Origin of the sequence: Bradyrhizobium sp. CCBAU 45389 (genome assembly GCF_028128625.1) — a bacterium.
GTDB classification, from domain to species: Bacteria; Pseudomonadota; Alphaproteobacteria; order Rhizobiales; family Xanthobacteraceae; genus Bradyrhizobium; species Bradyrhizobium liaoningense_B.
Map to the genome: position 1 here is coordinate 214,638 of NZ_LBIY01000094.1, position 12,596 is coordinate 227,233.

At 65.2% G+C, this 12,596-nt stretch carries 11 protein-coding genes and 1 pseudogene; all 12 read left to right on the forward strand.

Annotated elements, in window-relative coordinates:
• The first annotated feature begins 1 nt into the window (after position 1).
• The 12 genes and pseudogenes from lptF (at position 2) to XH79_RS26440 (ending at position 11,683) form a co-directional block, all read left to right on the forward strand.
• Positions 2-1,171, forward strand: a complete 1,170-nt coding sequence (lptF, locus tag XH79_RS26385) for an LPS export ABC transporter permease LptF (protein WP_212337239.1) — start codon at positions 2-4, stop codon at positions 1,169-1,171.
• Complete coding sequence (gene lptG, locus XH79_RS26390; protein WP_212337240.1) at positions 1,168-2,265, forward strand: LPS export ABC transporter permease LptG; 1,098 nt, start codon at positions 1,168-1,170, stop codon at positions 2,263-2,265. The genes lptF and lptG overlap by 4 nt, the downstream gene beginning before the upstream one ends.
• The gene (locus tag XH79_RS26395) at positions 2,265-4,754 is read left to right on the forward strand and encodes an LPS-assembly protein LptD (RefSeq protein WP_271583476.1); all 2,490 of its coding nucleotides are present in this window, start codon (positions 2,265-2,267) and stop codon (positions 4,752-4,754) included. Before lptG ends, XH79_RS26395 begins: the two co-directional genes overlap by 1 nt.
• 68 nt (positions 4,755-4,822) lie before the next feature.
• Positions 4,823-5,758 carry a SurA N-terminal domain-containing protein gene (locus tag XH79_RS26400; RefSeq protein WP_212337244.1) on the forward strand — a complete coding sequence of 312 codons (936 nt, stop codon included), beginning with the start codon at positions 4,823-4,825 and terminating at the stop codon, positions 5,756-5,758.
• Complete coding sequence (gene pdxA / locus XH79_RS26405) at positions 5,758-6,783, forward strand: 4-hydroxythreonine-4-phosphate dehydrogenase PdxA (RefSeq protein ID WP_271583477.1); 1,026 nt, start codon at positions 5,758-5,760, stop codon at positions 6,781-6,783. The genes XH79_RS26400 and pdxA overlap by 1 nt, the downstream gene beginning before the upstream one ends.
• Complete coding sequence (gene rsmA, locus XH79_RS26410; protein ID WP_212337247.1) at positions 6,783-7,640, forward strand: 16S rRNA (adenine(1518)-N(6)/adenine(1519)-N(6))-dimethyltransferase RsmA; 858 nt, start codon at positions 6,783-6,785, stop codon at positions 7,638-7,640. The genes pdxA and rsmA overlap by 1 nt, the downstream gene beginning before the upstream one ends.
• Before the next feature lie 72 nt (positions 7,641-7,712).
• Positions 7,713-8,771 carry an alcohol dehydrogenase gene (locus XH79_RS26415; protein ID WP_271583478.1) on the forward strand — a complete coding sequence of 353 codons (1,059 nt, stop codon included), beginning with the start codon at positions 7,713-7,715 and terminating at the stop codon, positions 8,769-8,771.
• 82 nt (positions 8,772-8,853) lie between these two features.
• Positions 8,854-9,081: a hypothetical protein gene (locus XH79_RS26420; protein WP_271583479.1), complete on the forward strand. Its 228-nt coding sequence runs from the start codon at positions 8,854-8,856 to the stop codon at positions 9,079-9,081.
• A 204-nt stretch (positions 9,082-9,285) separates the two neighbouring features.
• Complete coding sequence (locus XH79_RS26425) at positions 9,286-9,702, forward strand: phosphonate metabolism protein PhnM (protein WP_271583480.1); 417 nt, start codon at positions 9,286-9,288, stop codon at positions 9,700-9,702.
• A gap of 158 nt (positions 9,703-9,860) precedes the next feature.
• The gene (locus XH79_RS26430; protein WP_271583481.1) at positions 9,861-10,079 is read left to right on the forward strand and encodes a hypothetical protein; all 219 of its coding nucleotides are present in this window, start codon (positions 9,861-9,863) and stop codon (positions 10,077-10,079) included.
• 57 nt (positions 10,080-10,136) lie between these two features.
• Positions 10,137-10,358 (forward strand): hypothetical protein, encoded by a 222-nt coding sequence (locus tag XH79_RS26435; protein ID WP_271583482.1) that lies wholly within the window; start codon positions 10,137-10,139, stop codon positions 10,356-10,358.
• A gap of 108 nt (positions 10,359-10,466) precedes the next feature.
• Positions 10,467-11,683: pseudogene (locus XH79_RS26440) on the forward strand (MFS transporter).
• The last annotated feature ends 913 nt before the right edge of the window (positions 11,684-12,596 follow it).

The following is a 12,596-nucleotide window of genomic DNA, read 5'->3' on the forward strand; positions in this document are numbered from 1 at the left end:
CATGGGGTCGATCGATAGGTATATTTTCCGCACGACGCTGGCGTCGTTTGCGCTGGTCCTGGTCAGCCTCACCGGCGTGATCTGGATTACGCAGGCGTTGCGCGGCATCGACCTGATGACGAGCCAAGGTCAGACCATCCTTACCTTCCTCGGCATCACCAGCCTCGTCATTCCGGCGCTGGTCCTGATCATCTCGCCGATCGCGCTGATGATCGCGATCTCGCACACGCTGAACAAGCTCGCGACCGATTCCGAGATCATCGTGATGAATGCCGCCGGCTTCTCGCCGTTCCGGCTGTTCTATCCGTTCTTCTACGCCACCTGCGTGGTGGCGGCGCTGGTCGCCTTCATCGCGGCCTATCTGGCGCCCGACGGCATGCGGCGGATCAAGCAGTGGGACGCCGAGATCACCGCCGACGTGCTCACCAACATCCTCCAGCCCGGCCGCTTCGCCCAGCTCGACAAGAACCTGACGATCCGGATCCGCGAGCGGCAGCCCGGTGGCATCCTGGCCGGCATCTTCATCGACGACCGCCGCGATCCGAACGAGCGCGTCTCGATCGTCGCCGAGCAGGGCGAGGTCGTGAAGAACGAGAACGGCTCGTTCCTGGTGCTGAAGGACGGCAACCTGCAGCGCTTCGAGGCCGGCAAGCGCGATCCCGCGCTGGTGGCGTTCGGGCGCTACGGCTTCGACATGTCGAAGTTCGGCAATCAGGGCCGTGACGTCACCCTCGGCATCCGCGAGCGCTATCTCTGGGAGCTGTTCTCGCCATCCGAGGACGATCCCGTCTACAAGCAGATTCCCGGGCAGTTCCGCTCGGCCCTGCACGACAGTCTGCTCGCGCCGGTCTACCCCTTTGCCTTTGCGGTGCTGACCTTCGCCTTCCTGGGTGCGCCTCGCACCACCCGCCAGAGCCGCAACTTCTCGATCGGCTCCTCGATCTTCGCGGTGTTCGGCCTGCGCATGGCCGGCTTCGCCTGCTCGGTGATGGCGGTGAAATCGCCGGGGGCTGTGCTCGTTCAATACGCGATGGTCATCGGCGCCATCGGCATCGGGCTGTGGATGATCATCGGCGGCATCGTGGTCGAACCGCCTCCCCGCCTCGTGGAGGCCATCAACAGGTCCAACGCACGCATTGCGCGGCTGTTCGGACGGCCGGCCACAGCATGAGCATGCTCACCAACACACTCGGGCGCTATTTCGCCGGCCGCTTCGTCGTCGCGGCGCTCGGCGTGTTCGCGAGCATTTTCCTGCTGCTGGTGCTGGTCGACTACATCGAGATGGTGCGCAAGACTTCCGGCCTTGCATCCGCCTCCGCGATCATGGTGGCCGAGACCTCGCTCTTCCGGGTGCCGCAGCTTTTGGAGAAGCTGACGCCGTTCTGCATGCTGATCGGCGCCATGACCTGCTATCTCGCCCTCTCCCGCCGGCTCGAGCTCGTTGTGGCGCGCGCCGCCGGCATCTCGGCCTGGCAGTTCATCTCGCCGGCGCTCGGGAGCGCGCTCGTGATCGGGGTCATCGCCACCGTCGCGTACAATCCGATGTCGGCCAATCTGCGCGAGCTCTCCAAGCGCATGGAAGCGGAGCTGTTCGGTTCGGCACCCGGCGGCGGCATCCAGGACGCCTCCGGCTTCTGGCTCAATCAGGTGACCAGCGACGGCCAGACCATCATCAACGCCGCGCGCAGCGAGCAGCAGGGCATCCGACTCACCGGTCTCACACTGTTCCGGTTTGACACACAGCAGCACTTCAAGGAGCGCGTCGAGGCGCGCGAAGCCACGCTCGAGGCCGGCCATTGGCTGTTCAAGGGCGTCCGCCGCTTCACGCTGGACGGGCCGCCGGTCGACCAGGCCAGCCTGGAGATTCCGACGACGCTGACCGAGGCCCAGGTCCGTAACAGTTTTTCCACACCCGAGACTGTGTCCTTTTGGCAACTACCGAGCTACATCCGCTCTTCCGAAAGCTCAGGCTTCGCGACAGCCGGATATCGACTCCAGTATCAGAAGCTCCTGGCGCAGCCGTTTTTGCTCGCCGCCATGGTGATGCTCGCGGCCTCCGTGTCGTTGCGCTTCTTCCGGATGGGCGGCGTGCAGAAGATGGTTTTGAGTGGCGTGGGCGCAGGCTTTCTGCTCTACGTTCTGTCGAAAGTAACTGAGGATTTGAGCAAGGCTGAGTTGATGCATCCGATCGCTGCGGCGTGGTTGCCCGTTGTTGTGGGCGGCCTCACCGGCTTTTTGGCCTTGCTCTATCAGGAGGACGGTTAGTGACTGCCGTCCAACGAGGGCGCGTGTCTCGTTTGACGCGGCGTACTGTGGTGCGCGCGAACGGGGGTGGCTTGTCTATTCGCAGGCTCCTGCTGGCTGTTGCCGCCGTGGCATCGCTCGGCGGGCTGATCGACGTTGCCGCCGTGGCCCCCGCCTCTGCCCAGAGCTTCACCTACAATCCGCTGCCGCCGCGTCCGAAGCCGCCGAAGGTCGCCAACGACAACCAGATGCTGGTTCAGGCGACCGAGGTCGACTACGACTACAACAATTCGCGCGTTTCCGCGGTCGGCAACGTCCAGCTGTTCTACAACGGCACCAGCGTCGAGGCCGACAGGGTCATCTACGACCAGAAGACCAAGCGGCTTCATGCCGAAGGCAACATCCGCATGACGGATGCCGACGGCAAGATCACCTATGCCGAGATCATGGATCTCTCCGACGACTACCGCGACGGTTTCGTCGATTCGCTGCGCGTGGACACCGCCGACCAGACCCGCATGGCCGCGAGCCGCGCCGACCGCTCCAGCGGCAACTACACGGTGTTCGAGAACGGCGTCTACACGGCCTGCGCGCCGTGTAAGGACGATCCGAAGAAGCCGCCGCTTTGGCAGGTCAAGGGTGCCCGCATCATCCACGACCAGCAGGAGAAGATGCTGTATTTCGAGACGGCGCAGCTCGAGTTCTTCGGCGTGCCGCTCGCCTACATGCCCTACTTCTCGACGCCCGACCCGACCGTGAAGCGCAAGACCGGCTTCCTGATGCCGGGCTTCACCTCCTACACGACGTTCGGCTACGGCGTGGAAGTCCCGTTCTACTGGGCGATCGCGCCCGACATGGACATGACCTTCAGCCCGCGCATCACCTCCAAGCAGGGCGTGCTGTTCCAGACCGAATTCCGCCAGCGCCTGATGGACGGCGCCTACCAGATCCGCCTCTACGGCATCGACCAGCTCGATCAGAAGCAGTTCTCCGGCCTGCCCGGTGACCGCCAGTTCCGCGGCGGCGTCGAGACCAAGGGCCAGTTCGCGCTCAACGACAAATGGGTCTGGGGCTGGGACGGCGTCCTGCTGTCCGACTATTATTTCATGTCGGATTACCGCCTCGCGCAGTACCGCGATCCGCTCGGCTCGTTCCTGAACCTGCCGACCGACGCGCTGTCGCAGCTCTATCTGACCGGCGTCGGCAATCGCAGCTTCTTCGACGCGCGGACGATGTACTGGCTGAGCTTCTCGGGCAACCAGAGCCAGGTGCCGGTCGTCTATCCCGTGATCGATTACTCGAACGTGCTCAACTATCCGGTGTTCGGCGGCGAGTTCAGCTACAAGACCAATTTCGTGAACCTGTCGCGCGAGACCGCGGTGTTCGATCCGATCACGACGCTCGCCAACACCAACGGCCTGTGCACCACCACCTCGGCCGATCCGCTCGCGCGGACGCCGTCGCAGTGCCTGCTGCGCGGCTTCCCCGGCACCTACACTCGCCTCACCGCCGAAGCGCAGTGGCGCAAGTCCTATACTGATCCGTTCGGCCAGATCTGGACGCCGTTCGCCAGCCTGCGCGCCGACGCGATCAATTCCTCGGTCTCCAACCAGCCGGGCGTGTCGAACTATCTGCCGGTCGGCGACACCCAGGCATTCCGCCTGATGCCGACCGTCGGCCTCGAATACCGCTACCCCTTCATCAACGTTCAGCCCTGGGGCTCGACCACCATCGAGCCGATCGCGCAGATCATCATCCGCCCGAACGAGACCTATGCCGGCAAGCTGCCGAACGAGGACGCGCAGAGCATGGTGTTCGACGCCTCGAACCTGTTCAGCGTGGACAAGTTCTCCGGCTACGACCGCGTCGAGGGCGGCGGCCGCGCCAATGTCGGCGTGCAGTCCACCACGCAGTTCGACAGGGGCGGCGCCGTCAAGGTGCTGTTCGGCGAGTCCTACCAGCTGTTCGGCCTGAACTCCTTCGCGGTCCGGGACTCCATCAACACGGGCCTCGATTCCGGTCTCGACAAGCCGCGCTCGGATTACGTCGCCAGCGCCAGCTACTCGCCCAACCGCACCTACACCTTCAGCGTCCGCTCCCGCATGGACGAGCAGACCTGGAACGTGCAGCGCTTCGAGGCCGAAGGCCGCGCCAATTTCGATCGGTGGTCGATCAGCATGCTGTACGGCAATTACGCGGCGCAGCCGGAGCTCGGCTACCTGACGCGCCGCGAGGGCATCCTGACCTCGGGCTCGCTGAAGGTCGCGACCAACTGGGTGGTGACGGGTTCGGCGCGCTGGGACCTCGAGGCCAACAAGATCAACCAGTATGTGCTCGGCGCCGGCTATGTCGACGATTGCTTCGTGCTGGCGGCGAACTATGTAACCTCGTACAGCTACTCCGCGGGCACGACCCCGCCCACGCTGAGCCACGCGTTCATGTTCCAGATCGGTCTGCGCACGCTGGCGACCTCGTCGACGACCAGCAGTTCCGCCGGCGGCTTCCAGTGAACGGTTTGAAGTGACGGCCGCGCGGTCCCGATCGCAGGTTCACCGCGGCTGACATACGAGCGACAACCATGACTACTCCATTGCCTGCCTTCCGCGTCCTCCTCGCCATCGGTGCCGGGCTGGTCCTGACCGGCCTGCCCGCGCCGTCGCGCGCGCAGAACATCGTCGTCATGGTCAACGGCGATCCGATCACCGATTTCGACATCGACCAGCGCGCCAAGCTCGACCAGCTGACGACGCAGAAGGCTCCAGCCCGGCAGGAGGTCATCAACGAGCTGATCGACGACAGGGTGAAGCTCAAGGAGGGCAAGAAATACGGCGTCGATCCCGGTGTCAGCGACATCAACCAGTCCTACGAGGGCATGGCGCAACGCATGCGCATCTCGCCGGATCAGCTGACCAAGTCCCTCGAAGCCAAGGGCGTCCGACCTGAAACCCTGAAGGGCCGCATGAAGGCCGAGATGGTCTGGACCAGCCTCGTGCGCGGCCGCTTCAAGGAGAAGCTGCTGGTCGGCGAGCGCGACGTCGCCCAGGCCGTCCAGGCCCAGACCGGCGACAAGCTGCAGGTCGAGGGCACCGAATACAAGATGCAGCCCATCGTGCTGATCGTGCCGCGCGGCTCGTCCCCGGCCTTCCAGGAGACGCGGCTGAAGGAAGCCGAGCAGTATCGCTCCCGCGTCGGAAGCTGCGAGGAAGCCAATTCGCTGTTCCGCTCGACGCCGAACGCCACCATCCGCGAGGCCGTCACCAAGACGACGGCCGACCTGCCCGAGGCGCTGCGCAAGGTGCTCGACGACACTCCGATCGGCCATCTGACCGCGCCGGAGGTGACCAAGGCGGGCATCGAGATGGTGGTGCTGTGCTCGCGCAAGCCGACCATGATCGACACGCCGAAGAAGCGCGAAGTCCGCGAGAAGATGTACCAGGAGAAGTACGAGAAGACCCAGAAGGCCTATCTCGAAGAGCTCCGCAAGGCGGCGATGATCGAATATCGCAACCGCTGATGGCCGACGCCCCGATCAAGCCCCTCGCCCTGACCCTGGGAGAGCCCGCGGGCATCGGCCCCGACATCACGATTGCAGCCTGGCTGCGACGCCGTGAGTTGAACCTGCCCGCCTTCTACCTGCTCGGCGACGAGACCTTCGTCGCGCGGCGCGCGGAGGTCATCGGCAAGGCGCTCGGCGCCGGGATCCGGATCGCCTCGGTGAGCCCCGCTGAGGCCGCGGCCGCTTTCGCCGATGCCCTGCCCGTGGTCGCGACCGGCGTGCGCGCGACGGCCGAGCCCGGCAAGCCCGACGCCACCAGCGCGCCCGCCGCGCTCGCCTCGATCCGTCAGGCGGTCACGGATGTGCGCGAGGGGCGCGCCGGCGCCGTCGTCACCAATCCGATTGCCAAGAGCGTGCTCTACCGCGCCGGCTTCCGTCATCCCGGCCACACCGAATTCCTCGCCGAGCTTGCCGCCGAGGACGGCCGCGTGCCGCAGCCGGTGATGATGCTGTGGTCGCCGCGGCTCGCCGTGGTGCCGGTAACCATCCACGTCTCCTTGCGGGAGGCGCTGAGCCAGCTCACCAGCGAATTGATCGTCTCGACCGTGCGCATCGTCGCGAGCGAGCTGAAATCCCGCTTCGGCATCGCGCGGCCGCGCATCGCGATCTCCGGCCTCAATCCGCATGCCGGCGAGGACGGCTCGCTCGGCCATGAGGAGCAGACGGTGATTGCGCCGGCGCTCAAGGTGCTACGCAATGACGGCATCGAGGCCAGGGGGCCGCTGCCAGCCGACACCATGTTCCACGAAGCTGCGCGCAACCTCTATGACTGCGCGGTGTGCATGTATCACGACCAGGCGCTGATCCCGATCAAGACCGTCGCCTTCGACGACGCGGTCAACGTCACACTCGGCCTGCCCTTCATCCGCACTTCGCCCGATCACGGCACCGCCTTCGACATCGCCGGCACCGCCAAGGCCAATCCGGCCAGCCTGATCGCGGCGCTGCAGCTTGCAAGCCGCATGGCGGCTGCGAAAACCTGATGAGCGCGATCGACGACCTCCCGCCGCTGCGCGAGGTCATTCGCCAGCACGCGCTGTCGGCCAGGAAATCGCTCGGTCAGAATTTTCTGCTCGACCTCAACCTCACCGCGCGCATCGCCCGTGCGGCCGCGCCGCTCGAAGACTCCACCATCGTCGAGATCGGCCCCGGCCCCGGCGGGCTGACGCGCGCCCTGCTCGCGCTCGGCGCCCGGCGCGTCATCGCGATCGAGCACGACGAGCGCGCGATCCCGGCCTTGCGGGATATTTCCGCGCGCTATCCTGACAGGCTCGAGATCGTGCATGGCGATGCCATGACGTTCGACCCGCGCCCGCTGCTCTCGGGCGAACGCGCAAAGATCGTCGCCAACCTGCCCTACAACATCGCGACCCAGCTTCTCATCAATTGGCTCACGATCGAACCCTGGCCGCCCTGGTACGACATGATGGTGCTGATGTTCCAGCGTGAGGTCGGCGAGCGCATCGTCGCGCGCGAGGACGAGGAGGCCTATGGCCGTCTCGGCGTGCTTGCCAACTGGCGCTGCGAGACCAAGATCCTGTTCGATATTTCGCCGTCCGCCTTCGTGCCGCCGCCGAAGGTCACCTCCTCCGTCGTGCGCCTCAAGCCGCGCGCGGAGCCGCTGCCGTGCGATCGCAGGCTGCTCGAGCAGGTCGCGGCCGCCGCCTTCGGCCAGCGCCGCAAGATGCTGCGCCAGAGCCTGAAATCGCTGGGCGTCGATCCCGCGCGACTTGCCGCTGCCGCCGGCGTCGATGCGACGCGGCGCGCCGAGACGATTCCGATTTCAGGCTTTGTTGCCATGGCCCGTGAATTGGCGGATATACGCAACGAAGAAGCATGATCCGGAAAAGTGTGAAGCGGTTTTCCGAAAGAGATCATGCTCAAACAATGAGCTAATTTCGGAGGAAGGAATATGGCGTTGATGCGTCGGCAATCCCTGGTCAAGTTCGATGCGCCGCTGTGCGAGACCATCGTCGACACGCCGAAGCCGCAAGGCCGCGAGGTCCTCGTCCGCATCGAGCGCTGCGGCCTCTGCCATTCCGACCTGCACATCCAGGACGGCTATGCCGATCTCGGCGGCGGCAAGAAGCTCGACACCACGCGCGGCATGACGCTGCCCTTCACGCTCGGCCACGAGATCGCGGGCGTCGTCGACGAGGTCGGCCCTGACGTTCCCGCCGGTCTGGTCGGCGCGAAGAAGGCCGTGTTTCCCTGGATCGGCTGCGGCCAGTGCCGCGACTGCGCCAATGGCGACGAGAACCTCTGCGCCAAGCAGCGCTTCCTCGGCGTCTCCATCGATGGCGGCTTTGCCACCCATGTGCTGGTGCCCGACGCAAAATACCTGCTCGACTACGATCCCCTTCCCGTCAACCAGGCCGCGACCCTGATGTGCTCGGGCGTCACCGCCTACGGTGCGCTCAAGCGCCTGGTCGATCGTCCGCGCCAGCGTAACCTGCTGCTGATCGGTCTCGGCGGCGTCGGCATGATGGGCCTGTCGTTCGCGCAGGCGATGTTCAAGCAGCCGATCACGGTCGCCGACCTCTCGCCGGCCGCGCGCGAGACCGCGCTGAAGAACGGCGCGGCCGTCGCCTACGATCCGTCCGAGCCGGAAGTGATCCGCCGCATCCTGAAGGAGACCGAGGGCGGCTTCGACGAGGTCGTCGATTTCGCCGGCAACGAGAAGTCGATGGCCTTTGCGGTCGCGGTCGCCGCACGCGGCGGCAAGGTGGTGGTCTCCGGCCTGATGGGCGGCCAGTTCACGCTGCCGATGGTGCAATGGGTCTACAAGCGCCTGACCGTCGAAGGCTTCATGGTCGGCACGCTCGCCGAAGGCCATGAGCTGATGGCTCTCGCCCGCGCCGGCAAGATCAAGCCGACGCCGATGCGCGAGGAGCCGATGGGCGACGTGCAGAAATGGATCGACGAGCTTCGCGCCGGCAAGGTTGTCGGCCGCATCGTGCTGAAGAACTAGGATGCGAGGAACCTGAATCTTCCTGCGGCGAGATCGAATGTCTCGCCGCGGAACACCGGCGGCTACGCTGCGTTGGCAGCGCATGTCCATACGTTGCACCGTCGAGAGCGCATTCTTCATTGCCTGGAGCTGCCTGGAGCAGAGCGGCGAGCTCGGCGCGCCGGACGAGACCGCAAACTTCCTTCTCGACACCATCGAAGCCCAGCTCAGGAAGGGCGAACGCCGGCAGTTGATGCTCGCGAACCGGGCGATCGACGCCTGGCGCGCGCACGCGGCCACGCGCCGGCCGCACGAGGCGCGCTTCGGATGACCGACGGCGGCATCGTCCCGGTCTGCCACGCAGCCATCGCTTTCCACTGGACACCCCAGGGTTTTGCCGGATTCCGATAGCGATTTCGTCGTGCCTCACTCGACCGGGACTTGCCGCCGGGAAAAGCACAACTTGCATCGGCCCATGAATGGCCGTTCAATGGCGGTTTAGGCCGACGCCGCGCTATTTTTTTGGTTTTCTGGAATGCGAACTTTTCTCATCATTCTCGGCATCTGGCTGCTGATCAACGTGCTCTTCGTCGTCATCATGATGCCGCCGCGCAAGCCGCGGAAGCCGGATCATCCGCGCTCATCGGCCGGCCTCGCACCGGCAGCCATCGAGCCCAACGCCTATCCTTTCGACGAGGACGAGAAGGTCTCGCTTCGTCACACCATCATCGCCATTGCGATGGGCGCGCTGTTCTCGCTGACGCCGCCGCTACTGCAGGCGATCGACGACATCAAGCGGCTGGTGAGGAAGTACCGCAAGTCCGGCGAGCCGCCCGAAGCCGCGGACAGCGAACGCTCGTTGGAGACGGTGTCTGAAGACCTCCGCACGCGCGAGAATCGCACGACGGCCGGCGAATCCTCGACCGATGATCGGAACGCGCCGAAGCGCTAGCGCTTAGATTCTCTTCGCAGATTCCACTTCGCTCGCGACATTGGAACGTCGCGCGCCTTCCGCCGTTGGCCTTCCACCAAGGCAACGACCACGTCGGAGCCGAACAGCAGGCGCAGCCTGCTCCGCAGAACACGCAAAACATCGATAGCGAGCGTGGGATGAACGATCACGCATGGGGGATCGAAAAGAGGAGAAGCGAGTTGATCAATCTGGGCAAGTGGTACGACCCCATCTCCGAGCGCTGGATCGCGCCGCGCGAACCGCGCCAGGAGACAACATCCTCCCAGGTGAGCGAGAACCACGTCCTCGAGCTCGAGAGGACCGTCGAAGTGAAGCGCATCTGGCGCGCACTGGTCGATTGCTGCGCACGCGACTGACATTCGCCGTACGCGTCGAAACCGGAACCTCCAGTCAGCAATGCCGTTGTCATTTGCATGAGCGATCCCGCACTCCCCGCACGGCCGATCGCAGCTGCGATACGCTATCTGTCGATCATCGTCGGTTGCGCCTGCCTGCTTCTCGCCACCATCTGCTTTGCCATCGCGGCACAGGTCTTCATTCAAACCGGCGTCTTTGCGCAATCCTACGCGATGGTGGGACTCATCGGCGCCGTGCTGGGGCTTCTGGCGCTGATGCTGGCGCGGGTGTGGAGATAGGTGCTCGCGATAGACCGTCCTCGTCACGGATATTCATGGCTTATCCCGATAACTCCAAGTCGGATTTATCGGCTAATCAAATCAACGCCGCGCCGCTAGCTCTGCGGCATGACCATTCAATCCTCCTCCCCAGCCGCGCCCTGGAGCGCGGTTCTTGCACTGTCGCTGTGCGCCTCGACGCTGGTGGCCTCCGAGTTCATGCCCGTGAGCCTGCTCACGCCGATCGCGACCGACCTGCACCTGAGTGAGGGTCAGGTTGGGCAGGCGATCGGGGTGTCCGGCCTGTTCGCCGTACTCACGAGCCTGTTCATCGCGGCCGTGACCAGCGGCGTCGATCGCCGCTCCCTGCTGCTCGCACTGACCGCATTGATGTTGTTGTCCGGCAGCGTCGTATCCTCGGCTCCCGATTACGTGATGCTCATGGCTGGCCGGGCGTTGATCGGGATCGTGGTCGGCGGCTTCTGGTCGATGTCGGCGGCCACCATGATGCGCCTCGTCCCCGCCGGCGATGTGGCGCGGGCGCTTGCCATCCTCAACGGCGGCAATGCGCTGGCCACCACTGTCGCAGCGCCGCTGGCGAGCTTCCTCGGCCAATATATCGGCTGGCGTGGCGCATTCTTCTGCGTCGTGCCGATTGCGGCCGCGACGCTCGTCTGGCAATTCCTCACCCTTCCCGCAATGCCCGATCGAAACAGGTCCGACGCTGCGGCCACGTTCCGTGTCTTGCGCCGGCCGCAGGTGGCCTACGGCATGCTCGCCGCCGCGCTGTTCTTTCTCGGGCAGTTCTCGCTCTTCACCTATCTGCGCCCGTTCCTCGAAACTGTCACCCACACAAGCGTGTCCACCCTCTCTGCACTGCTTCTGATCCTGGGCGTCGCAGGACTCGTTGGCACATCGTTGATCGGCTTCATCCTCAGGCCGCACCTCCATGCCGCGCTGATCGCCATGCCGCTCGCCATGGCGGCCATCGCCATCGGCCTCGTGACCTTCGGATCCTCGCTCATCGCGACGACCATTTTGCTGGCGTTGTGGGGCCTGATCGGAACTGCAGCGCCCGTGGGCTGGTGGAGCTGGCTGGCCCGGACCTGCCGGACGATGCGGAGGCCGGCGGCGGCCTCATGGTTGCGGTCGTCCAGCTGGCGATCGCGACAGGCGCCGCCTTCGGCGGCCTGCTCTTCGACGGCATCGGTCATCGGGCCACCTTCCTGTTCAGCGCCCTCACCCTGTGCTTGTCGGCCGGCGCCATCTTTCTCGGCACGCGTCGCCAAGCTCCGAAACCTGCCGATGCGGCTCACGACGGATGCACCAGCGCTGCGCGCTCATGAGGCACGCTTATCGCCGGGCTTCGGGGTGACGCCGGAATGGGCCGGAGTTCAAAGCGGCCCTCGCCTCCCGTCGGGCAAAACACCCGTCAATCCCTCCGCGCAAAAATATTCCACTTTCCCGAATTTCGGATTTATGGCATAAGCGCCGTCATCCCGGCCCTGCCAAAGGGGCGTTCGCGACCGTCACGAGATACGGGCCGGGCGGCGGTGGACGCGGCAGCGTCGACGCGATTTTGCGTGACGACGGGGCGGGCAACCGTGAGTTCTCACGCGACGCGGTACGACACGGCGCAGTTGCAGCGGCCTCGCCGGTCGTCAGGAGTGAGCACGCGCCAGCCCCTGATGATCCGGCAAGACCGCCCGCGGACGGAGAAGTCGTGTGGTCCTGACGCCCGGGGTCTGTGCGTCAAGGCTTGCGGTGATGTGGCGGCCCGACCGGGTGCGCGCATCAGTGATCCTGCAAGGCGACGGGGGCAATAGTGCATCGCTCCCCGGGGAGAGCACGAAGGACACCGTTAAAACCATCCGCGCAGGGAAGGCCGGGCGATCCGGCGAGACCTGTGATCCACCCCGTGTGCACCTTCCGTAGCGCACGGATCTGCCGGTGCCAGCCGGCACCCGGCCTTCCCTGCGCCCTTTGGCATCCAACGGGCGACAAACGACAGCACGCCTCGGGCAGGAGTTGCCGCGAGAAGCGCATTGCCATGGGGAACTCTCATGCGAGCAGAACTTGTGGCGACCTTCCGGTTCTCGGGAACCTGGACCTGACGTCGTAAAAGTCTGGCCGAAAAAGGCCCGCAGCGCGGCGGAACGAACGCGCCGCGGGCCCAATTCAAGCCACATCCTCTCCGGATTTGCGGCTCATTGCCACCCAAGTCTTTGACGAGAAAGGGATGGTTAAGAGTTGCGTAAT